The sequence below is a fragment of the Paracoccus niistensis genome, assembly GCF_042432925.1.
Lineage (GTDB): Bacteria > Pseudomonadota > Alphaproteobacteria > Rhodobacterales > Rhodobacteraceae > Paracoccus > Paracoccus niistensis.
The window spans coordinates 157,481-182,478 of sequence record NZ_JBHLWE010000002.1 but is presented as its reverse complement, the minus strand read 5'-3'; the positions used below and the strand labels follow the sequence as shown (position 1 = coordinate 182,478).

General features: G+C 68.3%; 30 protein-coding genes, 1 tRNA gene and 1 pseudogene. 14 read left to right on the top strand and 18 right to left on the bottom strand.

Features of this window, described 5'->3' with window-relative positions; all coding sequences use genetic code 11:
- Positions 1-1,643 (top strand): Hint domain-containing protein (locus ACFFII_RS01010; RefSeq protein ID WP_377697016.1); only part of this gene is annotated, 1,643 nt, incomplete at its 5' end.
- A 76-nt stretch (positions 1,644-1,719) separates the two neighbouring features.
- Here ACFFII_RS01010 and ACFFII_RS01005 read toward each other — a convergent pair.
- The 6 genes from ACFFII_RS01005 to ACFFII_RS00980 all read right to left on the bottom strand — a co-directional run bounded on the left by ACFFII_RS01005 (position 1,720) and on the right by ACFFII_RS00980 (position 4,772).
- On the bottom strand, positions 1,720-1,902 hold the full coding sequence (locus tag ACFFII_RS01005) for a hypothetical protein (protein ID WP_377697015.1): 183 nt from the start codon (positions 1,900-1,902) through the stop codon (positions 1,720-1,722).
- A complete protein-coding gene (locus ACFFII_RS01000; protein WP_377697014.1) occupies positions 1,889-2,680 on the bottom strand; it encodes a hypothetical protein in 792 nt (263 codons plus the stop codon). The genes ACFFII_RS01005 and ACFFII_RS01000 overlap by 14 nt, the downstream gene beginning before the upstream one ends.
- A 108-nt stretch (positions 2,681-2,788) precedes the next feature.
- Positions 2,789-3,244 carry a hypothetical protein gene (locus ACFFII_RS00995; RefSeq protein WP_377697013.1) on the bottom strand — a complete coding sequence of 152 codons (456 nt, stop codon included), beginning with the start codon at positions 3,242-3,244 and terminating at the stop codon, positions 2,789-2,791.
- Between the two features lie 198 nt (positions 3,245-3,442).
- Entirely contained in the window at positions 3,443-3,943 is a 501-nt protein-coding gene (locus ACFFII_RS00990; protein WP_377697012.1) for an NlpC/P60 family protein, read from the bottom strand.
- A gap of 62 nt (positions 3,944-4,005) precedes the next feature.
- On the bottom strand, positions 4,006-4,479 hold the full coding sequence (locus tag ACFFII_RS00985) for a hypothetical protein (protein WP_377697011.1): 474 nt from the start codon (positions 4,477-4,479) through the stop codon (positions 4,006-4,008).
- Positions 4,476-4,772, bottom strand: a complete 297-nt coding sequence (locus tag ACFFII_RS00980; RefSeq protein ID WP_377697010.1) for a hypothetical protein — start codon at positions 4,770-4,772, stop codon at positions 4,476-4,478. Before ACFFII_RS00980 ends, ACFFII_RS00985 begins: the two co-directional genes overlap by 4 nt.
- 426 nt (positions 4,773-5,198) lie before the next feature.
- Here ACFFII_RS00980 and ACFFII_RS00975 point away from each other — a divergent pair, with 426 nt between their 5' ends.
- Positions 5,199-6,104: a hypothetical protein gene (locus ACFFII_RS00975; RefSeq protein WP_377697009.1), complete on the top strand. Its 906-nt coding sequence runs from the start codon at positions 5,199-5,201 to the stop codon at positions 6,102-6,104.
- A gap of 17 nt (positions 6,105-6,121) precedes the next feature.
- Here the strand turns inward: ACFFII_RS00975 and ACFFII_RS00970 are convergent, their stop codons facing one another.
- From ACFFII_RS00970 to pdxH, 5 genes are all read right to left on the bottom strand, one after another.
- Positions 6,122-6,316, bottom strand: a complete 195-nt coding sequence (locus ACFFII_RS00970) for a hypothetical protein (protein ID WP_377697008.1) — start codon at positions 6,314-6,316, stop codon at positions 6,122-6,124.
- Positions 6,317-6,567: 251 nt separating this feature from the next.
- Positions 6,568-6,644 (bottom strand) — tRNA-Pro (locus ACFFII_RS00965).
- A 50-nt stretch (positions 6,645-6,694) separates the two neighbouring features.
- Positions 6,695-7,189, bottom strand: a complete 495-nt coding sequence (locus tag ACFFII_RS00960) for a DUF192 domain-containing protein (protein WP_377697007.1) — start codon at positions 7,187-7,189, stop codon at positions 6,695-6,697.
- Positions 7,186-7,860, bottom strand: coding sequence for a cold-shock protein (locus tag ACFFII_RS00955; protein WP_377697006.1), 675 nt, complete (start codon positions 7,858-7,860; stop codon positions 7,186-7,188). The genes ACFFII_RS00960 and ACFFII_RS00955 overlap by 4 nt, the downstream gene beginning before the upstream one ends.
- 175 nt (positions 7,861-8,035) lie before the next feature.
- A complete protein-coding gene (gene pdxH, locus ACFFII_RS00950; protein WP_377697005.1) occupies positions 8,036-8,647 on the bottom strand; it encodes a pyridoxamine 5'-phosphate oxidase in 612 nt (203 codons plus the stop codon).
- Positions 8,648-8,709: 62 nt separating this feature from the next.
- Here pdxH and fabI point away from each other — a divergent pair, with 62 nt between their 5' ends.
- Genes fabI through gpt form a run of 3 tightly spaced genes read left to right on the top strand, consistent with a single transcriptional unit; the run spans position 8,710 to position 10,713 of the window.
- Complete coding sequence (gene fabI, locus ACFFII_RS00945; protein ID WP_090755951.1) at positions 8,710-9,552, top strand: enoyl-ACP reductase FabI; 843 nt, start codon at positions 8,710-8,712, stop codon at positions 9,550-9,552.
- A gap of 10 nt (positions 9,553-9,562) precedes the next feature.
- Positions 9,563-10,174, top strand: coding sequence for a LysE family translocator (locus tag ACFFII_RS00940; RefSeq protein WP_377697004.1), 612 nt, complete (start codon positions 9,563-9,565; stop codon positions 10,172-10,174).
- Positions 10,175-10,188: 14 nt separating this feature from the next.
- Positions 10,189-10,713, top strand: coding sequence for a xanthine phosphoribosyltransferase (gpt, locus tag ACFFII_RS00935; RefSeq protein WP_377697003.1), 525 nt, complete (start codon positions 10,189-10,191; stop codon positions 10,711-10,713).
- Positions 10,714-10,746: 33 nt separating this feature from the next.
- Here the strand turns inward: gpt and ACFFII_RS00930 are convergent, their stop codons facing one another.
- Together ACFFII_RS00930 and ACFFII_RS00925 are read right to left on the bottom strand one after the other, a co-directional pair.
- Positions 10,747-10,917 carry a hypothetical protein gene (locus tag ACFFII_RS00930; protein ID WP_175558846.1) on the bottom strand — a complete coding sequence of 57 codons (171 nt, stop codon included), beginning with the start codon at positions 10,915-10,917 and terminating at the stop codon, positions 10,747-10,749.
- Positions 10,918-10,935: 18 nt separating this feature from the next.
- Positions 10,936-11,139: a hypothetical protein gene (locus ACFFII_RS00925; RefSeq protein WP_377697002.1), complete on the bottom strand. Its 204-nt coding sequence runs from the start codon at positions 11,137-11,139 to the stop codon at positions 10,936-10,938.
- Between the two features lie 90 nt (positions 11,140-11,229).
- Here ACFFII_RS00925 and ACFFII_RS00920 point away from each other — a divergent pair, with 90 nt between their 5' ends.
- A complete protein-coding gene (locus ACFFII_RS00920; protein ID WP_377697001.1) occupies positions 11,230-11,400 on the top strand; it encodes a hypothetical protein in 171 nt (56 codons plus the stop codon).
- A 183-nt stretch (positions 11,401-11,583) separates the two neighbouring features.
- Here ACFFII_RS00920 and trpE read toward each other — a convergent pair whose 3' ends face one another.
- From trpE to ACFFII_RS00900, 4 genes are all read right to left on the bottom strand, one after another.
- Positions 11,584-13,086, bottom strand: coding sequence for an anthranilate synthase component I (trpE, locus tag ACFFII_RS00915; RefSeq protein ID WP_377696999.1), 1,503 nt, complete (start codon positions 13,084-13,086; stop codon positions 11,584-11,586).
- Entirely contained in the window at positions 13,086-14,972 is a 1,887-nt protein-coding gene (locus ACFFII_RS00910) for a peptidylprolyl isomerase (protein WP_377696997.1), read from the bottom strand. The genes trpE and ACFFII_RS00910 overlap by 1 nt, the downstream gene beginning before the upstream one ends.
- A gap of 80 nt (positions 14,973-15,052) precedes the next feature.
- The gene (locus tag ACFFII_RS00905; RefSeq protein WP_377697022.1) at positions 15,053-16,231 is read right to left on the bottom strand and encodes an aminotransferase; all 1,179 of its coding nucleotides are present in this window, start codon (positions 16,229-16,231) and stop codon (positions 15,053-15,055) included.
- Positions 16,228-17,412: a hypothetical protein gene (locus ACFFII_RS00900; protein WP_377696996.1), complete on the bottom strand. Its 1,185-nt coding sequence runs from the start codon at positions 17,410-17,412 to the stop codon at positions 16,228-16,230. Before ACFFII_RS00900 ends, ACFFII_RS00905 begins: the two co-directional genes overlap by 4 nt.
- Before the next feature lie 247 nt (positions 17,413-17,659).
- Between ACFFII_RS00900 and ACFFII_RS00895 the strand changes: the two genes are divergently transcribed.
- From ACFFII_RS00895 to lexA, 7 genes are all read left to right on the top strand, one after another.
- Positions 17,660-18,244, top strand: coding sequence for an anthranilate synthase component II (locus ACFFII_RS00895; RefSeq protein ID WP_377696995.1), 585 nt, complete (start codon positions 17,660-17,662; stop codon positions 18,242-18,244).
- A complete protein-coding gene (gene trpD / locus ACFFII_RS00890; RefSeq protein ID WP_377696994.1) occupies positions 18,241-19,269 on the top strand; it encodes an anthranilate phosphoribosyltransferase in 1,029 nt (342 codons plus the stop codon). The genes ACFFII_RS00895 and trpD overlap by 4 nt, the downstream gene beginning before the upstream one ends.
- Before the next feature lie 48 nt (positions 19,270-19,317).
- Positions 19,318-19,971, top strand: coding sequence for a uracil-DNA glycosylase (locus tag ACFFII_RS00885; RefSeq protein ID WP_377696993.1), 654 nt, complete (start codon positions 19,318-19,320; stop codon positions 19,969-19,971).
- Between the two features lie 122 nt (positions 19,972-20,093).
- Entirely contained in the window at positions 20,094-20,882 is a 789-nt protein-coding gene (gene trpC / locus ACFFII_RS00880) for an indole-3-glycerol phosphate synthase TrpC (RefSeq protein WP_377696992.1), read from the top strand.
- Positions 20,879-21,352, top strand: coding sequence for a cyclic pyranopterin monophosphate synthase MoaC (moaC, locus tag ACFFII_RS00875; protein ID WP_377696991.1), 474 nt, complete (start codon positions 20,879-20,881; stop codon positions 21,350-21,352). Before trpC ends, moaC begins: the two co-directional genes overlap by 4 nt.
- Positions 21,349-22,536 (top strand): molybdopterin molybdotransferase MoeA, encoded by a 1,188-nt coding sequence (locus ACFFII_RS00870; protein WP_377696990.1) that lies wholly within the window; start codon positions 21,349-21,351, stop codon positions 22,534-22,536. Before moaC ends, ACFFII_RS00870 begins: the two co-directional genes overlap by 4 nt.
- A gap of 99 nt (positions 22,537-22,635) precedes the next feature.
- Positions 22,636-23,346: a transcriptional repressor LexA gene (gene lexA, locus ACFFII_RS00865; RefSeq protein WP_377696989.1), complete on the top strand. Its 711-nt coding sequence runs from the start codon at positions 22,636-22,638 to the stop codon at positions 23,344-23,346.
- Between the two features lie 154 nt (positions 23,347-23,500).
- On the opposite strand, the gene ACFFII_RS00860 is transcribed toward lexA, so the two are convergent.
- Positions 23,501-23,812, bottom strand: a complete 312-nt coding sequence (locus ACFFII_RS00860) for a hypothetical protein (RefSeq protein ID WP_377696988.1) — start codon at positions 23,810-23,812, stop codon at positions 23,501-23,503.
- 531 nt (positions 23,813-24,343) lie between these two features.
- Here ACFFII_RS00860 and ACFFII_RS00855 point away from each other — a divergent pair.
- Positions 24,344-24,954: pseudogene (locus tag ACFFII_RS00855) on the top strand (IS5 family transposase); the annotation flags it as partial.
- Between the last annotated feature and the right edge of the window lie 44 nt (positions 24,955-24,998).

The following is a 24,998-nucleotide window of genomic DNA, read 5'->3' as shown; positions in this document are numbered from 1 at the left end:
TGTCCGTCCTCGAGTTAGGGCGGACTCTAATCGGCGGTGGAGGAAAAATCCCATGGCAGGTCAAAGGCATCCAGCTCGTCTCGGCGAGCTATCAGGGCGCTGCAACCTCGAAGGGCATCTATACCAGCGGTGAGACGATCTCGCCCGGCGCGGTGCCGTCGAACAGCGGCATCATCCTGTCAACAGGCCAGGCGGGGGATTTCACGCGGGCAAGCGGTCTGGCGAACCAGTCCGCCAGTTTCGGCACCGACGTAAGTGGTGGGGTCGAAGGGAACGCGGATCTGAACGCTGCCGCCGGCGGAGCCCAGACCCATGACGGGGCGATCCTGCAGGCGACCTTCATCCCCACGGGCCCGGTGCTGACGATGCAGCTGGTGTTCTCGTCGGACGAGTACCCGGAATACGCCGATGCGGGCTTCAATGACGTCGTGCGCATCAAGGTCAACGGAGAGGTCGTGAAGCTCGCCATCGGGACCGGCGAGGTGTCGATCGACAACATCACGCCGGGCGGCACCAACGTCAACGGAGACCCGATCACGCCCAGCAACGAGAACCTGTATCTCGACAACTCCGGCAGCCAGTACAACACCGAGATGGACGGGCTGACCGTCCGGCTGACCATGAAGGCCCCCGTCAATCCCGGCGTGCAGAACACCATCTGGGTCGGCATCGCGGACACGGGCGACTCCCGATATGATTCCAACCTGATGATCGTGGCCGACAGCGTGCAGACGGCCGTGATCGCCAACAACGACACCCTGATGATCGGCCCGCAGCGGACGAGCGATCTCGATGTGCTGGCAAACGACACGGGGCCGCAGGGCGCGACGCTCACGATCACCCATATCAACGGGCAAAGGGTCTCTCCCGGCGACAGCGTCACGCTCGTTTCGGGGACGGTGGTCACCCTCAACCCCGACGGCACGCTGAAGTTCAAGGCGGGGGACGTGCTGGGCGAGGAAACGATCACTTACCAGATCGCCAGCGGCAGCGGCACGACGGATACCGCCTTCGTCACCGTGGAGGTCGCCTGCTTCACGCGCGGCACCCTGATCGAGACGCCGCGCGGCCCGGTCGCCATCGAGGATCTGCGCGCGGGCGACCTGGTGCTGACCCGCGACCGCGGCGCGCAGCCGCTGCGCTGGACCGGCTCGTCCCGCGTCGATGCCGCGACGCTGGCAGAGACGCCCCGCCTGCGGCCGATCCGGATCCGGGCCGGGGCCCTGGGGCAGGGCGCGCCGGCGCGGGACCTGCTGGTTTCGCCCCAGCACCGCATCCTTGTGCGCTCGAAGATCGCGCAGCGGATGTTCGGCGCCCCCGAGGTGCTGGTGGCGGCCAAGCAGCTGGTGCTGCTGGACGGCATCGACGTGGCCGAGGACCTGGCCGGGGTCGAGTATTTCCACCTGCTCTTCGACCGGCACGAGGTGGTGATCTCGAACGGCGCCGAGACCGAGTCCCTTTACACCGGTCCGCAGGCGCTGCGCTCGGTCGGACCCGCGGCGCGGCAGGAGATCCTGGACCTCTTCCCGCAGCTTCTGGACGACAGCGTCGCGGCCGAGCCCGCCCGGCCGCTGCCCTCGGGGCGCCTGGCCCGCAAGCTGGCGATGCGCCAGGTTCAGAACAGACAGGCGCTTCACAACTGAAGCGTGAAGCCCCGCAGTCGGCACTCCGTTCCGCCATGATTGCAGAGCACGATGGGCATGCTGCCAACTTCAGCTCCTACAACCCTTGCGGCGGCAAACTGCCGCCGCAACCCGGCGCTTTCCGCAGTGCAATCCCAATCCGCACCATCAGGTCCAGCATCCGCTCGCGGGGAATCACCAGCACCGGCTTGCCGTCCACGGTTACGGTCAGCGCCGTCGGCGTGATGCCGATGCATGCCGTGGGGTCACGCTGGTACATGGCAGCGCCATCCGTTCGGCCAGACCGGCCCCGGCTCGAAGGCCATGTCGAGCCACGGCATCCAGGTCGCGCAGGCCAGCGGCACGCCCGAGGCGGCGATCTCCTCGAGGACATGATCCCACCACTCGGCACGTGACCGGATGTGTGGGAAGCGTCCTTCGCACCCCGCGTGCCCGTCGTGCCATGAAGTCTCGGTCAGCCCGATCCGGTGATCCGGGTAACAATCGGCCGCGCAGCGCAGGATGTCGCGCAGGGGCGCGGACGCATGGGCGGCATGATAGTTGCAGCCCACCACCTCGATCGAGGGGCCGAAGGCCCGCACCAACTTGTCCGTGGCGCGCCAGACCTCGGGCCCGCGGTGATGCGCCGGATCGCAGGTCCACCACTGGGCATAGGGGTTCGCCGATCCGGCGGCGTCCATCATCTCGACCGCCATGCACACGGCATGGTCGGCCGTCCAGCCGCTGACCGCCTGCCCCACCGACGGCTCGTTGACCGCGATGAAGCGGTCGAGCGGCCCTGCCCCTTCGACGGCGGCAACGGCATGGCGCACCGGATCGCGCGGCTGGTCCCAATGGGTCAACGACCAGCAGATGACCGCGCCCGGCGAGGCCCGCCTTGCGGCGGATCTCCGCGCCGCCACGTCGAACCGCTCGGGCAGCACGTCCCGGAAGCCGGCCACGCCCTGGTCCAGTGCCTCGCGGTAGTGCGCCGTCATGTCCGTCTCGGGCGTGTGACGGGTCTGAGTGACGGTGCAATGCCGTTCCAGTGCAGCCACGCGCCCTGAAAGCCTGCAAAGAGGGGCGCTCTCATAGCGGCCACAGGCCCCACGCGGCGCCCGCCTTGAGGCTGGCCGCCCACCAGGCGCCAGCGATCACGACCGGGCTCATCGCGCACCTGCGCCGGTAAGGGCGCCGTGGAGCACGGTCGTCAGCTCGTCCAGTGCCGGACCCGCTGCCGCGCCCGCCTTCACCGCGTTCGCCGCCGTGGCGGCCAGGTCGGCGGCGGCATCGGCAACGGCGGCCGTCGCCAGACGCTCGAGGACGTCCGGCTGCGGCCGCAGCCCCGCCGCCGCGTCCGCATTAGAGGCGAGGGTGTGGGTGATCGCGGCCTTGATCGCCTCGGTGATCGACTTGCCGTCCAGCAGCGCAGCCTTGGCGCCGGTCAGCAGCCCCGCCTTCAGGTCGGCCTGCCACTTGGCGGCCTCGGTCAGCCCGTGCTCGGCCAGCTTGGCCTCGGACCATTTCTTCAGCCGCGCGTTGATGATCTGGCCATAGGTCACGATCAGGATGGACAGGACGCCGGCCGCGAAGGTCAGGATCGTCATCAGGTGCTCTTGCATGGTTCATGCCTCGTTCGTGGAAAGTTTCCCGCCCGCAGTCAGGCGGCGGATGTGCAGGGGCTGCAGGACACCTGCGGGCCAGCGGCTCTGCAGCAGGCGGTCGCGGGCGATGCGGGTGATCGTGACGGCGTTGGACTGGTTGCCGCCGAGGACGTGGAAGGCGCTGTCGTCCTCGCCGGCGTAGAAGCCGACGTGCCCCTACCAGCCATCGCGCGAGCCGCGCCAGAAGGTCAGCACCGCGCCGCGCTGGGGCGGGCAGGCCTCGCCGAAGGCGCCCCACTGCCGCGCGCCCAGAGGGTTGCCGGGCAGATCGATCCCGGGCCGCCACTTGCGCAGGCAAGTCGCAACGAATGCGCCGCACCAGGCGATCTCGCGCGGGTCGATCCACGCAACCGCCTGATCGAACCAGGACCGCAGGCAGCTGACATGCGTTCGTTCGTGCAGCCCCAGCACCAGCTCGGCCTCCCGATACCAGGGATAGGGGCTGTGGGCCGCCGCCGTCGGCGCCGTCATCAGCGCCTCGTGCGTCTGCGGCCCGTAGAAGGGCCGCGCGACAAAGCCGATCGAGCGCTTGAAGGCCACGATGGCCTGATCGGTCAGCGGGCCGCGCCCGCCGTCGATGCGGCCGGCGTAGAAGCCCAGATCCTGCAGCCGCTGCTGGATCGGTTTCCAGTCGCGAACCGGATATTCCGTGGCCATGGAATCCTCACACGAAAAAGCCCCGCGCGATGGCGGGGCGGGGTGGCGATGGGTCAGGGGCTTCAGGCGGGCGGCGCTGCCGGATCGAACAGTTCGCTGCAGTACGGCCCGAAGGCGTCCCGGCTGCCCCATTCGGTCGAGACCACGAAGCGCGTGCAGGCGCGCCAGGGCTCCGCATCGGGGATGGCGCAGGCATGGTCGAAGAAGGCCGCCGCCGACCATGTGCGGGCACTGCGGCCCTCCCAGCTGTCTTCGCGATGGGACATGCAAAGGCGGATGCCCCGGCTGTCCTCGACCCAGATCAGGCGCTCGCCGGCGACTGGTGCCGCCGCCTCGACCAGCTCGCGGATTACCATGGGCCGCACCCCATGGTCGGACCTCTCGACCGCCAGCGCGGCGCTGATCCAGGGCCGATCGCGGATGTACCGGTCGAAGATGCCGGGCGCCCAGTAGGCGACCGCCATGGCCATCAGGAGAAGGGTCGATGGCTTGGCCCACCGCTGGAGGGTGCCGTGCAGATGCGGCATGTGCGTCATGGCTTACTCCCACCGCCGAGGCGGCGCACGATGATCTCGTGGATGACCGCCCGGTCGGCCACCCGCGACGTCAGCACATCCAGCCCGAGATAGCCGAGCGAGGTGATCAGCACGGCCGCGATGGCCTCGCTGCCCCCCGCCCACTGCGCGGCGCCCGGGGCCAGCGAGAACCCCAGCCCGCCCGAGATCCCCGCCTCCGTGACCCGCATCCAGATGCTCTTGCTCTCGTTTTTCCGAAACACGTAAAGGGCGGCCGCAACCAGCCCGACCCAGAACTCGGGCGGTCGATCCATCCGTTCCATCCTTGAAGTACTTCGGAAGGTCAGTGCGGCATCCCAACATGACGCCGGCTGTCGCCGAGCATCACTTCAGCCGCTGGTGTGGCTGGAACCTTAAGCTTGGGGCACCCGCCAGCCGCCTTCGTATCGTTGCATGAGCACGCGCCTCGGCATATGCGTTACAACCTCTGGTATTCCAAGGGCGCAGCAGTGAAACCCATAAAGGTAACCAATGTCGGATTTTCCCGCACGCCTAGCGGGGGGAATTATCATTGCGACGTCTCGGGTCTCGCAGGACTTTCTCACCTGACACACGACGTTCGGAGTTCGACTGGGCATCCTCGGCCCGCAACCTCGGCTGCTTGGGTTGCGATCGGACTGCTTCTGCCCGCAATGAGAACCGGCCGCTGTCTCCAAATTGAGGGCAAGCTCCCAAGTTTGTTGCTGCATCTCCTTCGTAGTGACATCCAAGCCCTTTTCCACAACTTCGATCCTGGGCTGAAGCGCATACAGATCGAATGCGACATCGCGGATGAACCTCCGCAAGCGGCGGGGCCGGGGCTAAGGGTTGCGACAGGCTTTTCTGCGGGGGTGGACAGCTTCGCCGCCTTGAAGTGGTTCGAGGCTACCGGGACCCAGAGCGCTTTGAAAGTGACCGACCTGTTCACATTCGACGTCGGGGCCTTCAACACCGATCTCGAAGGCCAGACCCGTGCGGCGGCATCGCTATTCAACGGCGCCGCGGATCGTGTTTCCAGCTTTGCCACGGCCACAGATCGTCATTACCATATCGTCCACTCCAACATCGTGGATGCATACAGAGTAGACAAAAACTACGACTTCATGCGCACGCATACGATGAGAAATGCATCGGCTGCGGCACTGTTCGAGCACGAGATCGACACATACCTGTACGCATCAGGTTACGGATACAGTGAACTCAACCTGCGAGGCTCTGAATCCCTCGCAAACATTGACGCGATCCTTCTACCTCTGATTTCCCCTGGAAAGCTTCGCATGATCTGCGCGAACGCAGGCGAGACGCGCATTGAGAAAACAATCAAGATCGCCTCTGACCCGATAGTGAGGTCGATGCTGGACGTCTGCGTACAGGTCGCCAGGAATCGAGCTCGGTCCTATGGCGCAACCAAGAACTGCTCCCGTTGCGCCAAGTGCTACCGGACCATGGCGACGCTCGACGCGATTGGGGAAATTGACAACTTTGCTGGCGTCTTCGACGTGCCTTACTATCGCAAGAACCGGGACGTGATCCTCGCAGATCTCCGGCGCAGGGCGGCCGAGTCCCCGATTGATAGGTCAATTGCGGCCCTTTTCACGAACGCCTGACGGTTGGGTCCCCGCCTTTAGCCAGACAGCGGCAGAAGCGGCGTCGTGGCGCCAGTCGCGTCCCGGCCGTCGAGCCAGGTCAGGAACTTTCCCTGCGCTTTCACGACGCGGGGGTATCGGTCGCGCAGCTCCGGAGAGGTGTTCGTGATCTGGCGCAGGATCTGCCAGTTGCCGCGCGACACCCGGCGCAGCTCGATGGTCTGGTACTCCACACCTGGCAGCTTGACCGAAGCGAAGCAGCGATCCGGGTCGTCTGGGTCCAGCGCACAGTTCCCAAAGGAATAAGGCGCCGCTGCGGCCAAGGTGCCGCCCGCGTTGCAGATGTGCTCGACATCCCAGAGGCCCGGATTGTCGAGATCGTAGGCGCCCTGGATGTACTAGGTCATGCCTGATGGTGAGAACCAAGCGGGACGATTCTGCAAACCGTCCTGCAAACCGGATCCGTTCGGAACAAGCCAGGTGCTGGTCGGGGCGAGAGGATTCGAACCTCCGGCCTACGGTACCCAAAACCGTCGCGCTACCAGGCTGCGCCACGCCCCGGACCGAGAACCTTCTAGACCGGCCGCGCGGCCGGGGAAAGCCGAAAGCGTTCAGTCGCAGGGCCGGGCGGCATCGCCCTGCGGAACGGCCGGGTGGCCCAGCGCGGTACCAGGGACCAGGCCCTTGCGCGCGGCCTCTCCTCCGGCGAGTTCCAGGACGAACATGCGGTTCGGATCGGGATCGCCGGGCAAGGCGCCGGGCAGCGAGGTCAGGTCCAGCGGCCGCGCGTGGGAATGAACGTGGCGCAGCACGCCGCGCGCGTCGAAGAACAGGATGTCCAGAGGGATCAGCGTGTTCTTCATCCAGAAGCTCGTGGGCTGCGGGCTTTGATAGACGAACAGCATCCCGTGGTCCGGGGGCAGCGACTTGCGATACATCAGACCCTGGGCGCGTTCCGCCGCGTCGTCGGCGATCTCGACCGTGACGCGCTGTTCCCGTCCGTCCGGGGTCAGCAGGATCGCCGCATCCCGCGCGCAACTCGCCGCCTGTGCCACGCTGCCGGTCATGGCCAGCGCCAGAACGGTCAGGGCGGCGAGCCGTTTCACTGAGGGGCCTTGCTGTTCAGCGTCAGCTTGGGCCGGGTGGAGGTCGACAGCGTCCGCATCCGCTCCACCACCCTTGTTTCGCCCTTCCCCTCGACGGCGCAGGAGCTGCCCCTTGGAGGTTCGCCCCCCGTGCCAAGCTCGCTTTCCGACACCGCCTTCTCCCACGCGACGATCTGGGCCGCGATCATGCCGCGCGCGGCCGTGAAGACACGCAGGCCCACGGCCTCTCCGGGCACGAGATCGGCAAAGCCGCCGCGGCGCAAGACCTCGAGATGCAGGAAGACGTCACCCTTGCGGCCGAAAAGATTGGCGAAACCGAAGCCCTTGTTGCGGTCGAACCACTTGACCCGCGCGGGCAGCAGCGGCAGCGCGCGCAACTCATCCTCGCCCAGTTCCTCCAGTTCCGCGATGGGCGCACCCGATTCGGAGGGCGCGGGCGCGATCGACAGCACCTCGGTCGCCTGACGGCCGCGCGCCGTCTGGATCGCCCGGACCTCGACCAGGGCGCCTTCCACCACCGAGCTTTGCCCGAAGTTCCGCAGGACATTCCCATGCAGCAGGACATCAGGCCCGCCGGTCATGTCAGCCAGAAAGCCGAAGCCCTTGGCCGGATCGAACCACTTGATCTGCCCCTTCACGTATTGTCCCAGAGAAGGGTCTTCGCCGTTCATTAAGCCCAGCCTCTTGTGTGCCCCGGGGTGTCCGGTTGGGCATCACGTTCAAGTTGCAGATTGGCGCCACGGTACGAGCGCAGGCGCGAAGGTAGCACAACCGGACCGAGAGAAAACCCCTGCCCCGGCGTTACTCTGCCAGAATCTTTACAAACTGTTTCAAAAAATCTGCAACCTATGGCTGCAGGCGTGAAACATGCCAATCCTTTTCCGTGTGCCGTGTCCAGCGGAACCGGTCATGCAGGCGGAAGGCACCGTCGGCCCAGAACTCGATCTGGACGGGCGTGATGCGGAAACCGCCCCAGAAGGGGGGCCGCGTCGGGTTCAACCCGTGGCGCAAACCCTGACGCGCGACCTCGGCCATCAGCGCGCCCCGGCTGTCCAGCGGCTGGCTCTGCCGGCTGGACCATGCGCCGATGCGGGATTCAAGCGCGCGGCTGGCGTAATAGGCGTCGGCCTGAGGCCCTTCCTCGCGGGTGACGGTGCCGCGGACCCGGACCTGTCGCCGCAGCGACTTCCAGTGCATGACAAAGGCGGCCTTGCCCGTTTCCGAGATCTGGCGGCCCTTCGCGCTGTCATAATTCGTGTAGAAGACGAAAGCGCCCTGCGGCCCCGGCTCGATCTCCTTCAGCAGGACCATGCGGACGTCCGGCAGGCCTTCGGCATCCACAGTGGCCAAGGCGATGGCGTTGGGGTCGTTGGGCTCGGTCCGGGTGGCCTCGTCCAGCCAGCGGCGGGCGATGGCAAAGGGATCGTCGCCTTCGAAGATGCCGGTGCGGTCGCTCATCTTGATGCCCCTCTGGCTTTGCCCTAATCCTCACCGAAGGTTGAAAACGCGAGGGACGACCCATGTCAAGCGAAGCCCCGGCAGCGGGTCTGATGGCGGGAAAGCGGGGCCTCATCATGGGGCTGGCCAATGACAAGTCGATCGCGTGGGGCATCGCCCGCGCGCTGGCGGACCAGGGCGCGGAGCTGGCCTTTTCCTATCAGGGCGAGGCGCTGAAGAAGCGGGTCGAGCCGCTGGCCGCGCAACTGGGCTCGGACATCGTGCTGCCCTGCGACGTCGCGGACATGGACTCGGTGGACGCGCTGTTCGCGTCGCTGAAGGATCGCTGGGGGCAGTTGGACTTCCTCGTCCACGCCATCGGCTTTTCCGACAAGGAGGAGTTGCGCGGCCGCTATGTGGACACGACCCGCGACAACTTCCTGATGACGATGGACATCTCGGTCTATTCCTTCACGGCCGTGACGCAGCGCGCGGTGGCGATGATGCCGCGCGGCGGGTCGGTCCTGACGATGACCTACTACGGGGCCGAGCGGGTGATGCCGCATTACAACGTCATGGGCGTGGCCAAGGCGGCGCTGGAGGCGTCGGTCCGCTACCTGGCCGAGGATCTGGGCAAGGACGGCATCCGGGTGAACGCGATCTCGGCCGGGCCGATCAAGACGCTGGCGGCGTCCGGGATCGGGGACTTCCGCTACATCCTCAAGTGGAACGAGCTGAACTCGCCCCTGCGGCGCAACGTCACGACCGAGGACGTGGGCAAGTCGGCGCTGTACCTGCTGTCGGACCTCGGGTCGGGCGTGACGGGCGAGACGCATCACGTCGATGCCGGCTATCACGTCGTCGGCATGAAGGCGGTGGACGCGCCCGACATCGACGCGGTGACGGGGCGCAAGGCGGCCGAATGAACCGCCGCTGATGGGCGCGATCACCCTGCCCGCGCTGGGGCTTTTCGTCACGACGCTGGGCGTGGCGATCCTGTCGCCCGGTCCCGCGATCATCGCGGCCAGCCGCTCGGCCGCCGCGCGCGGGCGACAGGCGTCGATGCCCTATGCGATGGGGCTGGCGATCGGGGCCTCTTTCTGGTGCCTGTTTGCGCTGTTCGGGTTGACGGTGCTGTTCCGCGCCCTGCCGCAGTCCTACACGATCCTGCGCTTTCTCGGCGGGGCCTACCTGCTCTGGGTCGCCGTCCAGATGTGGCGCCACGCCGCCGACCCGCTGGCGATGGAGGGCGAGTCGGTCGCGGGCCCCGGCTTCCGTCAGGGGCTGGCGCTGAACCTGTCGAACCCCAAGCCTGCGCTGTTCTACGCGGGTGTCATCATGGGGATCTTCCCTGCCCTCTCGACGGCGGGCGCGGCGGTCATTTATCTGGTGGCGCTGTCGGTCGAGGTCTGCTTTTACGCCGCCGTGACGGTTCTGATGGCGACAGGCCCCATGCGGCGCGGCTATCGTGCCGCCAAGACCGGGATCGACCGCATCGCCGGCACGCTGATCGGGGCGCTCGGCCTGACGCTGATGCTCCGCCACTGAAAAAGGAGTTCGCCATGTCTCGCCCCGAGGGCCGCCCGGATCGCCTGCCGCATGAACGCGGCTTCCATGTCAGTTGGGACCAGATGCACCGCGATGCCCGCGCGCTGGCCTGGCGGCTGCAGGACAAGGCCCCGCAGGGCGGCGGCGACTGGCGCGCGGTGGTGGCGATCACACGGGGCGGCATGGTCCCGGCGATGATCGTCGCGCGGGAACTCGATATTCGCACCATCGACACGATCAGCGTGAAATCCTACCGTAAGGGCGAACAGGGCGAATTGCAGGTGCTGAAGGCCCCAGACCCCGCGATGATGGGCGATGGCGAGGGCGTGCTGGTCGTGGACGATCTCGTGGACAGCGGCCGCACGCTGGAACTGGTGCGCCAGATGTATCCACGCGCGCATTTCGCGACCGTCTATGCCAAGCCCAAGGGCCAGCCGATGGTCCAGACCTATATCACCGAGGTCAGCCAGGACACCTGGATCTTCTTCCCTTGGGACCTTGCGCTGCAATATGTCGAGCCCTACCGGGGCAGCGACTGAGCGAAAGGCCGGGGATTTCCCCGGCCTTCTTCGTCATCCCGCGGCCTTGCCCGCGTCGGCTGGGGGCACGTTGCCTTCCTTGGTCTGGGGATCGCGGATCGCCGCCTCCTGCTCGGTCTGCTGGCGCTTCATGCGCTCGGCATTGTCGCGGCTCACGTCCTCGGTGCGCTGATAGCGGACATTTTCTGCGTCAAGATTGCCCATGTGACTCTCCTTCTCGGTTCAGGCGCCGACGTCGTCGGGGCCGCGTGCTTCGGTCGGCTGGGTGCCGTTCGCGGGGATGCCGTCGCGCACCGAGTCGCCCGTGTATTCGTTCTGAAGTGACGGCGCCGGCTCGTCGGCGGACTCGCCCCGCTTGACGTCGCTGTTCGCGTGGCGCGGCTCGGTCGGATTTTCGGGATGGGGCATGATCGTCTCCGTTGTCATGGGGACAGAACCGGCACAACGTGGGGGTGGTTCCCGGGAACCGCGAAACACCCCGGACGTTCGTCTGATCCACCATGCAGGGAGGAAAGCATGGCCAAGGAAATCCGCCGCTACGAGCTGGCGCTGGACACCGACGAGGAGGAGGCTGGCCTGATGAAGGCCCGGATGCGGGTCGAGGAGGCCCAGCGCATCCGCCGCGAGCAGGAGGAGGCAACGCCTTCCATGAAGACCGGAGCCATCCGGACCGCCCGCGCAGGCTGATCGTCAGGGCGGAAGCGCAGATCAGCATTACCGCTGCGCCGGAACCCCGGCGCAGCGCATGTATCGTTTGCTCCGCATGGCCCGCTCTCCAGAGAGCGGCCCCGTTCTTGTACAAATATCCCGGGATCGTCGTACACGACGATGGGGGCTGGCTCCGGTCCCGCGGCTAGATCCAGCGCCGCGCTATCCGTTCCCGCGAACGAAGCGGCCCGCGCCTTCGGCCGCGCGGACCATGGCGCGCGACTTGTGGACGCATTCCATGAACTCGGCTTCGGGGTCGCTGTCATAGACGACTCCCCCGCCCGACTGCACGTAGAGTGTGCCGTCCTTGACGACGCCGGTCCGCAGGGCGATGCACATGTCCATCTCGCCATTGGCCGCGAAATAGCCGATGGCGCCGCCGTAGATGCCGCGCTTCTCGGGTTCCAGTTCGTCGATGATCTCCATCGCGCGGACCTTTGGGGCGCCGCTGACGGTGCCCGCCGGCAGACCCGCCAGCAGGGCGGAGAGGGCGTCCTCGTCCTCGCGCAGCTCGCCCACCACATTCGAGACGATGTGCATGACGTGGGAATAGCGCTCGATGATGAACTCCTCGGTCGGGCGCACGCTGCCGAGTTTCGCCACCCGGCCCACGTCGTTGCGGCCGAGGTCCAGCAGCATCAGGTGCTCGGCCAGTTCCTTCTCGTCGGCCAGCAGGCTCGCCTCGTTGGCGCGGTCCTCGTCGGGCGTCGCGCCGCGTGGGCGGGTGCCTGCGATGGGGCGGATCGTCACCTCGCCATCGCGGACACGGACCAGGATTTCAGGCGAGGCACCGACGATCTGGAAGCCGCCCATGTTCAGGAAGAACATGAAGGGCGAGGGGTTCGTCCGGCGCAGGCTGCGGTACAGCGCAAAAGGCGGCAGCGGGAAGTCGATGACCCAGCGCTGCGAGGGCACGCATTGGAAGATGTCGCCCGCGCGGATGTAGTCCTTGGCCTTTTCCACCGCCGCGACATAGCCTTGCCGCGTGAAGTTCGACCGCGGCTCGCCAACGTCGCCCGTCTCGCCCAGAGCACGCGGCTCGGCCGGCTGGCGGTCGAGCGAACGCAATGCCTCCATCACCCGCTCGGCGGCCTGGGCATAGGCCGCGCGCGCGGGCACGCCCGGATCGTGCCAGGCGGGCGCGCACAGCAGAACCTCGCCCTTCACCCCGTCCAGCACGGCCACGACCGAAGGGCGCAGCAGCATGGCGTCAGGCACGCCGATAGGGTCGGGGTTCACATGCGGCAGATGCTCGACCAGCCGGATCATGTCGTAACCGAGATAGCCGAACAGCCCCGCGCCGCTGGCGGGGACGCCCTCGGGCATCTCGATCCGGCTTTCGGCGATCAGCGCGCGCAGGCTGTCCAGCGGTGGGCGCGGATCGTCCTCGAAGCTGTCGGAATAGCGCGCCTGCCGGTTGATGCGGGCCTGAGTGCCCCGGCATTCCCAGATCAGGTCGGGCTTCATGCCGACAATGGAATAGCGGCCCCGCACCTCGCCCCCGGTCACGCTTTCCAGCATGAAGGACAAGGGCGCGGCCTCGGCCAGCTTCAGCATCAGGCTGACGGGCGTGTCGAGGTCTGCGGCCAGCCGGATCGTCACCAGCTGGTTGCGGCCCTCGGCCCAGGCGCGCTCGAAGGCGGCGAAGTCGGGCGTCAGCTCCATCACTGGATCCGCGCTTCGGCGGCGGCCAGCGCCCCGTCGTTCAGCGTGATCCCGTGCCGGGCCTGAAGCGCGCGGGCATAAGCCTGGAACAGGTCGGATTGCAGCGAATCCGTCAGGCGCTGGGTCACGCCACTTACGACCGGCGCGGCGTCCTCGGTGGTCAGGTCGGCGGACTTGATGCCATCCAGCCGGATCATGAAGACACGGCCCTCGGCCTCGACCACGGCGACCTCGCCCGGCCCGGCCAGACGGAAGCCCTGTGCAACAACGGCTTGGGGCACGCCCTCGATGCCGGTGTCGCGCTCGACATCCGTCGCAACCTGGAAGGTCGTGGCGGGCGCGGGCGCGGCACCCTCGGCCGGGGCGGGAAGATCGCCGTTCGCGGCGGATTCGACCAGCAGCTTGCGCTCTTCGGCGCGTGCCTTCAGCTCGCGCCGGGTCTCGGCGGCGGTCCAGTCGGCCAGCACCTCCTCGCGGACCTCCTCGAAGGGGATCAGCGCGGGGGCCACGATCTCGTCCAGCCGCAGGGCGAAGACACCGCCGTCGTCCAGCTGGAAGATCTGCGGAAAGTCGGTGGGCGCCACGGCGCGGGCGCGTTCGCGGAAGGCCTGGTAGGCGGCGATTCCCTCGGACGGCGTCTCGGCCGAGAACTCGATGCTTCCCAGTTCCATGTCGGTGGCTTCGGCCAGTTCCTCCAGCGTGGCGCCGCCCGCGATGCGGTCCTCAAGGTCGGCGGCCTGTTCCTCGATCACGCGGCGGGCACGGTCGGCGGCGGCTTCGGCGCGCAGGTCCACGACGGCCTGCTCGAAGGGGATGTTCACCGGCTCGAGGATCGCGTTCATCGAGATCAGCGCGGGCCCGAGATCGGTCTGCACCGGCCCCACGACGCCGGGCTGGTCCAGCGCGAAGACAGGGGCGCCGGCCGCGCCAAGGTCAGCTTCGGAGACCTCGCCCAGGTCGATGTCGGACAGCGTCAGTCCGCGCTCGGCGGCAAGCTGCTCGAAGGTCACCTGCCCCGTGTCCAGCCCGGCCTTGGCGGCGGCGGCGGCCTCCTGGCTTTCATAGACCAGCCGCTCGACCATGCGGCGCTCGGGCTGCTGGAACTCGGCGATGCGCTGCTGGTAGAGATCGCGCAGCGCGGTTTCGTCCAGTTCGACCGACGCCTCCAGCATCTCGGGCGTCAGCCAGGCATAGGTGATGCGCCGCACCTCGGGCGAGGTGAAGCGGTCGGCATTGGCCTTGTGCCACGCCGTCAGCGTCTCGTCATCCGGGGCGGTGACAGGGGCGGTCAGGTCCTCGGCGGTCAGCTCGTCCCAGGAAAAGTCGCGTTTTTCGAGAATCCAGGCGGCAGTGCCCTCGAGCAGCGTCGGGGGCGCGGTCACGCCGCCGATCACGGCGCGCTGCAGGATCAGGCGGGCGGCGTCCATGCGGACGTCCTCCTCGAACTCGGCCGGGCGCAGACCTTCCTGGCGCAGCACATCCTGGTAGCGGGCAGGGTCGAACTGGCCCCCCGTGGTCTGGAAGCCGGGGGCGGCGGTCAGGTCGCGCAGCACGGTTTCGTCGCCCACGGACAGGCCGATGCGGCGGGCTTCCTCTTCCAGCGCGGCGGCGGTGAACAGGCGTGCCTGCACGGTCTGGGGAATGCCGAAGGTGCGGGCCTGCTCGGGCGTCAGGTTCTGGCCCGTCTGCGCGGCAAAGCCCTGGATCTCGGAGCGGATGCCGCGCAGGTAGTCGTCTGCGCTGATCTCGGTGTCGCCGACCGCGCCGATCGAGGCCGTGCCGGTGCCGGAGAAATTGGTGATCCCGAAGCCGCCCAGGCCCAGGAGCAGCATCCCCATCAGCAGCCAGACCACCGTGGATTTGCCCTTGGTCCGCAAGCTGGTCATCTGCTGTTCCTTTGTCTGGTGCAGTTTCGGCCCGGCGTGTTTAGGGCCGGGCCTGCCATCCGGCAAGGCCGCAGCGGGTCTTACCCCCGGAAGGCGGCCAGACGGTCCGCCAGTGAGGCGATTCCTCCCTCGTCCACGTTGGCGAAGGCAATGCGGACATGGCGCGGACCGTCCGCGTCGCCTTCGGGCATGAACATGGTTCCGGGCAGCAGAAGAACGCCCGCCTCGCGCACGAGTCTCGGCGCCAGCGTGGCCGAGCTTTCCGCGAAGGGATGTTCCGCCCAGGCGAAATAAGCGCCGCAGCCCTTCAGCCGCCAGCCGTCCAGCCCCGCCATTGCGCGGGCCATCGCATCGCGGCGGCGCAGGATCTCGGCCCGCTCGCCCGCAAGCCAGTCCCCCAGGTTCCGCATCCCCCAAAGTGCGCCGATCTGCCCCAGCTGCGAGGCGCAGATGGCCAGCGTGTCCAGCACCTTTTCCACCTCGGCCTGCCGCTCGGCCCCGGCGACAAGGGCGCCGACCCGGTGCCCTGTCAGGCGATAAGCCTTGGAAAAGGAATAAAGCTGGATCAGCGTGTCGCTCCAGTCGGGGTCGGCAAACAGGTCATGCGGCGCGCCCTCCCGCGAGTCGAAGTCGCGGTAGGTTTCGTCGAGGATCAGCGCCAAGCCGCGCGCGCGGGCGAGGTCGAAGAAGCCGCGCACCACCTCGGCCGGATATTCCGCGCCCGAGGGGTTGTTGGGGCTGACCAGCACCAGCGCGCGGGTGCGCGGCGTGACAAGCGCGGCTGCGGCCTGCGGATCGGGCACCATCCCCTGCCCGCAGGACAGCGGCACCGCCCGGATGCCCTGCATGTCCAGCCACATCTTGTGATTGAAATACCATGGCACCGGGATGATGACCTCGTCCCCGGCCCGCGCGACCGAGGCGATGGCCGCGCAGAAGGCCTGGTTGCAGCCTTGCGTGATAGCGATGTTGCCGGCCGTCAGGCTCGCCCCGTAGGCGCGGTTCCATTCGGCGGCGACGGCCTCGCGCAGCTCGCCGTTGCCCAGGACCGGGCCATACAGATGCGCCTCGGCCTGGGTCAGCGCGGCCTCGGCGATGGCGCGGCGCAGCCCTTCGGGCGGCGGGTCGATGGGCGCGGCCTGGCTGACGTTGATCAGCGGGCGCTGGGGGTCGGGCGCAAGCCCCTGCAGCCAGCGCCGCGCCTCCATCACCGGAGGGCGGAAGGTGGCGGCGAGGTCGGGGTTCAGGGGCAGCATCAGCGGGAAGCTCCGGGTTTCAGGTCGGACAGGTCTGGCACGGGCGGGGTGGCCCCAGCGGGCTGGGGCAAGGGCGGGGCCATGCGCGGGGTCCCGGGCGCGACAAAGGCCTGCGGGATCGAGAGGTCGGGCGCGGGCCGGGGCGCGCGGTTCGCGGAAGGCGTGGCAGCCGAAACGCGGGCTTCGATTGCGGCAGCGTGGTTTGCGGCGGGCGCGTCGCCCCCACGCTGGAGGTTGTCGATCGCGGCCGAGCGGTCCTCGGAGGCGACAGAGGGCTGTTGCGGCGCCTCGGTATCAAGGGGCGAGGTTGCGGCTGCGCTGTCGGGCTGCGTGAGGGCCGCGAGGTCAGACGGCGCTTCCGGCACCTCGGGGCGCTGCGGGTCCGCCGACGCCGTGCTGACCGCGTCGGCTGTGGGCTCCTGATCCTGTGCGGCAAGGGCCGTTTCGGGGGCGGGCTCTTCAGCGCGCGTGGCCTCGTCCTCCGCCGCATTGGCGCCACCAGGCACGGGCGCAGCCTCTGTGGCCGCCACCGGCTCGGGCCGGCTGGGCCTGGGCAGCGCGTCCTGCGCGGCATCGGCGACACGGCCAGGCTGGGCGGGCGTGACGGGCGTTTCCATCTGCGGCCGGTCGAGCGGCTCGGGCTCGGCCGGAAGGCCGATCCCGGCGGGAGCGGCGGGCGCGACCAGCACGCGCGGATTCTCGGCAGGGATCGCTGCAGGCGCAGGCGCAAGCTCCGGCCCGGCGGCAAGGCTGCGCGGAGCCTCGCCCGGCGGTGGCGCGGGAGAGGCAGCCGGGGCGCGGGGCGGGTCGTCCGAGCCCCGGCGGAAATCCGAGCCGATGGGATCGGGCAGCGGTTGCAGCGCGGGGCGCTCAGTCTCGGCAGCGGCAGTAGCGTCGTTGACGTCCGGGCCAGCAGCGGCACCGTCCAGCGCCGGACCACGCGAGGGCGCCGCCGCCATGACTGCAGACGAGGGCGCGGGAGTCAGAGCCGCCTCCGGTGCCGGGGCCTGCGGTTGCGCCGCAGGTGAAGACGCCTGCTCCCTTGGCTGGGGCGGGGAGGCCTGCCCCTGCGGCGCAGCCGCGTCCTGCTTGGCATCACCATGGGGAAAGACCAGCGACAGCGCCGCCAGCGTCGCGCCGCATACCAGCGTGCCGTGAACCAGCCCGGTCCAGAAACCCGCCATTGCCCTGCCCTCTGCCTTGCCCTGTGGTCCTGTTGCGCGGCCTCGTGACCGTGCGGCACGCCCGGCGGGCTTGACCCTCCGCGCGGCTTGGGAGCATCTATAGCCTACCGCCGCCGGCGGGCCAGCCCCTTCCGGCGGCGCCCGGCGATCCCGTTCCTGCCCCCTTTCCTGCGAGGCGCCGATGACCCCCACGGCTATTGTCCGGCCCCATCTTCCGCCGTCCCCGGGCATCCGGCCCTCGATCCTGATGATCGACAATTACGACAGCTTCACCTGGAACCTCGTCCATTACCTGGGCGAGGCCGGGGCCGAGGTCGAGGTCATCCGCAACGACGCCTTGACGGTGGACGAGGCGCTGGCCCGCCGCCCGGCCGGCATCCTCGTGTCGCCCGGCCCCTGCGCGCCCGCGCAGGCCGGGATCATCGTGCCCCTGATCCGCGCCGCGGCCGAGACGGGCGTGCCGCTGATGGGCGTGTGCCTTGGCCACCAGGCGATCGGCGAGGCCTTCGGCGGCCGCGTTGTCCGCGCAACCCGCATCGTCCACGGCAAGACCGACGAGATCGCGCATGACGGCACCGGCGTCTTCGCAGGCCTGCCCTCGCCCCTGCGCGCCACGCGCTATCACTCGCTGACGGTTGAACCCGAGAGCCTGCCCGACTGCCTGCGTGTCACGGCGACCGCGGCCGACGGGACAATCATGGGACTGGCGCATCGCAGCCTGCCCATCGAGGGCGTGCAGTTCCACCCCGAAAGCATCCGGTCCGAGCACGGGCACGAGATGATCGGCAACTTCCTGCGCCGCTGCTCGAACGCGGCGGGGGTGGCCGCATGAGCGCCGTCACCGACATCCGCCCTCTGATCGGCGTCGCCGCCAGCCGCCCCCTGACCGGCGAGGAGGCCGAGGCGGCATTCGGCGCGCTGTTTGACGGCAAGGCCACGCCGGCGCAGATCGGCGGGCTTCTGATGGCCATGCGCGTGCGCGGCGAGACGGTGGACGAGATCGCCGCCGCCGTCCGCGCCATGCGCGCCCGCATGAACCGCATCACCGCGCCCGAAGGCGCCATCGACATCGTCGGCACCGGGGGCGACGGCAAGGGGACGCTGAACATCTCGACCGCGACGGCCTTTGTCGTGGCGGGCGCGGGCGTGCCGGTCGCCAAGCACGGCAACCGCAACCTGTCGTCGAAATCGGGCTCGGCCGACGCGCTGACGCACCTGGGGCTGGACGTGATGGGCGGACCGGCGCTGGCGCAGCGCTCGCTGGACGACTGCGGCATCTGCTTCATGATGGCGCCGACCTACCACCCGGCGATGCGCCATGTCGGCCCCGCGCGGCATGAACTGGGAACGCGCACGATCTTCAACCTGCTGGGACCGATGACGAACCCGGCGGGCGTCAGGGCACAACTGACCGGCGCCTATTCCGCCGACTGGCTGCGTCCCATGGCGGAAACGCTGCGGGAACTCGGGTCCACCTCGGCCTGGCTGGTCCACGGCGGCGACGGCACGGACGAGTTGTCCATCGTCGAGCCCAGCCGCGTGGCGCAGCTGAAGGACGGCGAGGTGACCGAGTTCGAGGTCTCGCCCGAGGACGCGGGCCTGCCGGTCCACCCTTTCGACGAGATCGTGGGCGGCGAGCCTGCCCAGAACGCCGCCGCCCTGCGCGCGCTGCTGGACGGAGCGGCGGGGGCCTATCGCGACGCCGTCCTGCTGAACGCGGCGGGCGCGCTGGTGGTGGCGGGTCGCGCCGCCGACCTGCGCGAGGGTGTCGAGATCGCGCGCGAGTCGATCGACTCGGGCAAGGCCAGGGAACGCCTGGCGCGCCTGGCCGCCATCACCGGCGCACCCCCGGCGTAAGCGCATGTTCTCTTCTGTCCCCCAGTATCCCCGCCGGAGGCTCCGGCCGTGACGGACCCGGTCCCTCCGCAAGCCTGGGCGCATCTGCCCTTCTTCGCCGAGGCCTGGCCCGCCATCCGCGAGCGTCTGCGGGACCGCGACTGGCTGCCCGGCCCTCAGCGGGTCTTCGCCGCGCTCGAAGCGCTGGCACCGCCCGAGGTGCGCATCGTGATCCTGGGTCAGGACCCCTATCCGACGCCGGGCCATGCCAACGGACTCGCCTTCTCGGTCAACCCCGGCGTGCCGCTGCCGCGATCCCTGGCCAACATCTTCAGGGAACTCCAGGCCGACACCGGCGCGCGCCCGTCTTCTGGCGACCTGACCCCCTGGGCGCGGCAGGGTGTGCTCCTGCTGAACACCGCGCTGTCGGTCGAGCCCGGCCAGGCCGGCGCGCACGCCCGTTGGGGGTGGGAGCGGCTGGCCCGCGAAGCCATCGCCGAGGCGCAGCGCCACCACCCGCTGGCCTTCGTCCTCTGGGGCGCCCATGCGGCGAAGGTCGCCGAAGGACTGCCGCGGCCCGAGGACCTTGTGGTGCAAAGCGCCCATCCCTCGCCACTTTCGGCCAAGCGAGGGTTCTTCGGCTCGCGCCCCTTCAGCCGGGTGAATGGCTGGCTGGAGGAACGGGGTGAGCCCCCGATCGACTGGTCGGGCGAAACGGCCTGAGCCGCAGCGGGGGTCTCGCGCCCTCGCAGCACCGCGGATTTCCAGGCAAAGAGAAAGTCCATTCGCCCGGGCCTTGAGGTTGTCCCGTTGCCTCCACGGCCTGTCAGGGGCTAACTGCCCGCATGGACATTCTGGAACGCATCAAGAGCTACAAGCTCGAGGAAATCGCCGCCGCCAAGGCCGCCCGTCCCCTTTCGGACGTCGAGACCACTGCGCGCAGCGCCCCGCCCATCCGGGGCTTCGCCCGCGCCCTGACCGGGAAAGCCGCCACCGGCCCCGCACTGATCGCCGAGATCAAGAAGGCCAGCCCTTCGAAGGGCCTGATCCGGCCCGACTTCGACCCGCCTGCGCTGGCCCGCGCCTATCAGGCGGGCGGCGCAGCTTGCCTGTCGGTGCTGACCGATGCGCCCTCCTTCCAGGGCGCGCCCGAGTTCCTGATGGCGGCGCGCGAGGCCTGCGAGCTGCCGGTGCTGCGCAAGGACTTCCTGCACGACCCCTATCAGGTCGCCGAGGCCCGCGCCTGGGGCGCCGACTGCATCCTGATCATCATGGCCTCGGTGGACGACACCCTCGCTGCCGAGCTTGAGGACGCCGCCCTCCACTGGGGCATGGACGCGCTGCTCGAGGTGCATGACGCGGATGAACTCGACCGCGCCCTGCGTCTGAAATCGCCGCTGATCGGGATCAACAACCGCAACCTCAAGACCTTCGACGTCGATCTTGAGACGACGCTGAAGCTCGCACCGCGCATTCCGGCAAACCGGGACGTTGTCTGCGAAAGCGGGCTGTTCACCGCCGACGACCTCGGCCGGATGATGAAGGCAGGCGTGCGCCGCTTCCTGATCGGCGAAAGCCTGATGCGGCAGGCGGATGTCACCGCCGCCACCCGTCAGATCCTGGGGGCCGCATGACGCTGACCCATTTCGACGCCGCCGGTCAGGCGCATATGGTGGATGTGTCCGGCAAGGAACCCACCGCCCGCGAAGCCGTGGCCGAGGCACTGGTTCTCATGTCCCCCGAGACGCTGGCGCTGGCCCAGGGTGGCGCGGCCAAGGGCGACGTGCTGGGCGTGGCGCGGTTGGCGGGCATCATGGGTGCCAAGCGGACGGCGGACCTGATCCCGCTCTGCCACCCCCTGCCGCTGGACAAGGTAGCGCTGGACCTGGTGGCCGAACCGGCCCTGCCCGGCATCCGCATCACGGCAACCGCCCGCACCACCGGCCGGACGGGCGTCGAGATGGAGGCGCTGACGGCCGCCACAGTCGCCGCGCTGACGGTTTACGACATGCTCAAGGCCGCGCAGAAGGATATGCGGATCGAAGGCGTGCGCCTGCTGAAGAAGACCGGCGGCAAGTCCGGCATCTTCGAGGCCGCGCCATGAGCCTTCTGTCCGTCGATCAGGCGCTGGAGATGGTCCTCGGCCTCGCGCGCCCACCCTGCCCCGAGGACGTGGACATTCAGGATGCACTGGGCCGGGTTCTGATGCGGGACGCGGTGTCCACGATCACGCAGCCGCCCTTCGACGCGGCGGCGATGGACGGCTATGCGCTTCGCAGCGCGGACCTGCCCGGGCCCCTGCGCGTCGTGGGAGAATCCGCGGCGGGCCGCCCCTGGCCGGGCACCTTGGGCCTAGGCGAGGCGCTGCGCATCTTCACCGGCGCGCCGGTGCCCGCAGGCGCCGACCGCGTCGTGATGCAGGAGGACACCGCCCGCGACGGCGACGGCGTCACGGTGACAGGAAAGGTCGGGCGCACCCATATCCGGCCACGCGGCAACGACTTCGCCGAAGGCGAGGCGGTGCCGGCCGGGCGCAGGCTCTCGGCCGTCGATCTCGCGCTGCTGGCGGCGATGAACGTGCCGCGCGTGACCGTGGCACGGGCGCCGCGCGTGGCCGTGCTGGCGGGCGGGGACGAACTGGTGCGTCCGGGCGAGGTCCCGGGGCCCGGCCAGATCATCAGCTCGAACGACATCGCCGTGGCGGCCCTGGCGCGCGCCGCAGGTGCCGAGGCGCGTATCCTGTCGCTCGCCCGCGACAGCGAGGAAAGCCTGCGCGCCGCCTTCGAGGACGCCCGGGGCGCGGACCTGGTCGTGACGATTGGCGGGGCCTCGGTCGGTGACCACGACCTGATCGGCCGTGTCGCGGCAGGGTTGGGGATGGATCGCGCCTTCCACCGCATCGCCATGCGACCGGGCAAGCCGCTGATGGCGGGGCGGCTCGGAGACTCGGCCATGCTGGGACTGCCCGGCAATCCGGTCTCGGCCATCGTGACGGCGGTGCTGTTCATGCAGCCGCTGATCCGGCGGATGCAGGGCCAGGCCGAGGCGGCGGCGCTCCTGCGGCACGGCATTCTGGGCCGCAGCCTTCCGCCCGAGGGTGACCGGCAGCATTACCTGCGCGCGCAACTGGGCGAGGACGAGCGTGGAACGGTGGTCGAGCCTTTTCAGGATCAGGACTCCGCCCGGCTGAAGCTGATGGCCGAGGCCGACGCCCTGCTGGTCCGCCCCGCAGGCGATCCCGCGCGCGAGATCGGCAGCCGAGTGTGCTACATTCCCCTGAGCCGTTAACCGAATCTTCACCCGAATCAGGTTAGTCGTTGACCTGAAAGGTGAACGTGTCTAGAACAATCAATGAACTAGGCCCGTCATTCGAGGGGACGACACGCCGTGCTGACCAAGAAGCAGATCCAGTTGCTGGAATTCATCCAGGCCCGCATGGCCCGCGATGGCGTTCCGCCGTCCTTCGACGAGATGAAGATGGCGCTGGACCTGCGCTCGAAATCGGGAATTCACCGGCTGGTGACGGCGCTCGAGGAACGCGGTTTCATCCGCCGCCTGCCCCATCGCGCGCGTGCCTTGGAAATCCTGCGCCTTCCCGACGCGTTGATGCGGGGCGAGGGCGAGGAAGGGACCTTCAGGCCTCGGGTGATCTCGAATGACCGTCCTCTGCCCGCACCACGTCCGCGTGGCGCGATGCCGATCGTGGACAGCCCGGCGGTCGAGCTTCCCGTGATGGGTCGCATCGCCGCGGGCGTGCCGATCGAGGCGATCTCGGAGGTGTCGCATCACATCGCGGTGCCCGGCTCGATGCTGTCGGGGCGCGAGCATCACTATGCGCTCGAGGTCAAGGGCGACTCGATGATCGAGGCGGGGATCAACGACGGCGACGTGGTGGTGATCCGCGAACAGGACACGGCCGAGAACGGCGACATCATCGTTGCGCTGGTCGATGGCGCCGAAGCGACGCTGAAGCGCTACCGCCGTCGTGGCGGCATGATCGCGCTTGAGGCTGCGAACTCGGCTTATGAAACGCGCGTCCTGCCCGAGGACAAGGTCCGCATCCAGGGGCGTCTGGTCGGGCTGATCCGCAGCTACTGAGACCGTTTGCGGTTCGTCTGACTGTCCTGTCGCGCGGTGACAGGCTGCAAGCATCCTTGTCGGAAGAACAAGGATCCCGTTCACTGCTGCGCGCGTGCTTGCCGGTTTGACAGCATAACGCTCAAGTGCGTGAACCATCGGTTGTCGCCTTGGGCTAAGTGTTCATCCGGCAACCACTGCATCTGCCGGCAGACTGGCGTGCCGCAAGCTGCACCTGCGTGCACATCGTGGCAAAGGGCATAACCGCCCTTTGACCAAGCCCTTCCTGCGGGCGCAATTGCATCTTTCGCTCGCAGGTCTGGAAAGCTACCGAGTGCTCCATGTGAAGAACAATCCCTGCTTGGCGCTGCCAAGCTGCATGAATTGAACAGGTCTCACCTTTCAGGCTCAACTGTTCCAGTTCGGCAAGTTCTACCTTTACAGATGTTTGCAGAGCGCTTTCCTGTGCGCCTTGATGCTCCTGCATTGCTCTCCCACCCGATTTCTGAAGGCACAGAACTGTATCAGAAGCGATGTCCTGAACGACGACCCCCGAGAGCAATCAGACCAATGCAGGCAGCCATAACACCGCGATCATTGCGACCGAGATAGCCGCGGCACCGATCATGTCGGCAAGAACATCAGGCAGATCAAACATGCGTTTCATGGAAAGCCTCCAGTGATGTTAACGCTTTGTTCTCATCTTGGAGTGAGTCTGTAAAGAACTTTTAGAGAACATTTGGGGCTTGTTGCTTGCTTCCCCTCACCTGATGGCCACGGAAGGCAGTCCGCTGCGCCTTTTGGCATGACTTTGTGATCAGATCGGCAGCGCAATCTTGGCTTCACTCGGGGCAAGAGGGATGGTGCTGCACGTGCATGGGCGGCTTGGGGCAGCCAGAGAAACGGTTTACAGCCTCCCATACACCAAGTCGCACCGCGGCAAGGATCATGCAGCGCCCTGCTTCGGCTTGTCACGAGGCGGCGTTTCCTTCGCAGGCGACCGGCGAACTCATGCAGCTCAGGCATGACCTGCTGGCGCAGGCTGCGTGATTGGCAGGCGGTGGGCGTTTGGCCAGGCTCCATCGCGTGCTGCTCGAGCAGTTGCCGGAGCCGGGCATCCGGACTGGAGCCGGGCCTCCCTCGACAGCGCCGCCGCTGCCGCGAAAAAAGCGAGGTGGCGAAACAGGCCCGAACCCGACGGATCGTGGGCCAGGCCGGGCACGAAGCGCCACCTTGTGGTCGACCGGCAGGGCACCCTCGGGGTGTGGCTAAGCCCGGCCAACCGGCACGACCGCCAGATGCTGGTGCCTACCCTCGAGGCTGTGCCAAGCGTACGCCACGGCCGCACCCGTGCCCGCAAGCGACCGACAAGCTTCGCGCTGACAAGGCCTACGATCACCGCCGCCGCCGGATCGAACGCCGGAAGCGTGCCATCTAGCCCTGCATTACCCCGCGCGGCATGGACAGCAGCAAAAGGCGGGGCATCGCTGGATCATCGAGCCAACACTGGCGTGGCTCAGCCGCTTTCGCCGCCTCGCCGTCCGCTGTGAGCGGCGCGCCGATATCCACGAGGCTTTCGTGATCCTCGGCTGCGCCCTCATCTGCCTCAACCAGATCAGACGGTCTTGTCAGGTGCTCTTGGTCAGACCCAAGCGGCACCCTCTGCCTGCAGA

Coding starts and splice junctions, on each gene's coding strand:
- ACFFII_RS00995 (WP_377697013.1), bottom strand. CDS start 3,244: ATGCAAGAGCACCTGATGACGATCCTGACCTTCGCGGCCGGCGTCCTG.
- ACFFII_RS00895 (WP_377696995.1), top strand. CDS start 17,660: ATGATCGACAATTACGACAGCTTCACCTGGAACCTCGTCCATTACCTG.
- ACFFII_RS00910 (WP_377696997.1), bottom strand. CDS start 14,972: ATGACCAGCTTGCGGACCAAGGGCAAATCCACGGTGGTCTGGCTGCTG.
- ACFFII_RS00900 (WP_377696996.1), bottom strand. CDS start 17,412: ATGGCGGGTTTCTGGACCGGGCTGGTTCACGGCACGCTGGTATGCGGC.
- ACFFII_RS01005 (WP_377697015.1), bottom strand. CDS start 1,902: ATGTACCAGCGTGACCCCACGGCATGCATCGGCATCACGCCGACGGCG.
- ACFFII_RS00980 (WP_377697010.1), bottom strand. CDS start 4,772: ATGGATCGACCGCCCGAGTTCTGGGTCGGGCTGGTTGCGGCCGCCCTT.
- gpt (WP_377697003.1), top strand. CDS start 10,189: ATGTCTCGCCCCGAGGGCCGCCCGGATCGCCTGCCGCATGAACGCGGC.
- trpE (WP_377696999.1), bottom strand. CDS start 13,086: ATGGAGCTGACGCCCGACTTCGCCGCCTTCGAGCGCGCCTGGGCCGAG.
- ACFFII_RS00940 (WP_377697004.1), top strand. CDS start 9,563: ATGGGCGCGATCACCCTGCCCGCGCTGGGGCTTTTCGTCACGACGCTG.
- trpD (WP_377696994.1), top strand. CDS start 18,241: ATGAGCGCCGTCACCGACATCCGCCCTCTGATCGGCGTCGCCGCCAGC.
- ACFFII_RS00925 (WP_377697002.1), bottom strand. CDS start 11,139: ATGACAACGGAGACGATCATGCCCCATCCCGAAAATCCGACCGAGCCG.
- moaC (WP_377696991.1), top strand. CDS start 20,879: ATGACGCTGACCCATTTCGACGCCGCCGGTCAGGCGCATATGGTGGAT.
- ACFFII_RS00930 (WP_175558846.1), bottom strand. CDS start 10,917: ATGGGCAATCTTGACGCAGAAAATGTCCGCTATCAGCGCACCGAGGAC.
- ACFFII_RS00985 (WP_377697011.1), bottom strand. CDS start 4,479: ATGACGCACATGCCGCATCTGCACGGCACCCTCCAGCGGTGGGCCAAG.
- ACFFII_RS00860 (WP_377696988.1), bottom strand. CDS start 23,812: ATGCAGGAGCATCAAGGCGCACAGGAAAGCGCTCTGCAAACATCTGTA.
- ACFFII_RS00920 (WP_377697001.1), top strand. CDS start 11,230: ATGGCCAAGGAAATCCGCCGCTACGAGCTGGCGCTGGACACCGACGAG.
- ACFFII_RS00990 (WP_377697012.1), bottom strand. CDS start 3,943: ATGGCCACGGAATATCCGGTTCGCGACTGGAAACCGATCCAGCAGCGG.
- fabI (WP_090755951.1), top strand. CDS start 8,710: ATGTCAAGCGAAGCCCCGGCAGCGGGTCTGATGGCGGGAAAGCGGGGC.
- ACFFII_RS00870 (WP_377696990.1), top strand. CDS start 21,349: ATGAGCCTTCTGTCCGTCGATCAGGCGCTGGAGATGGTCCTCGGCCTC.
- pdxH (WP_377697005.1), bottom strand. CDS start 8,647: ATGAGCGACCGCACCGGCATCTTCGAAGGCGACGATCCCTTTGCCATC.
- trpC (WP_377696992.1), top strand. CDS start 20,094: ATGGACATTCTGGAACGCATCAAGAGCTACAAGCTCGAGGAAATCGCC.
- ACFFII_RS00955 (WP_377697006.1), bottom strand. CDS start 7,860: ATGAACGGCGAAGACCCTTCTCTGGGACAATACGTGAAGGGGCAGATC.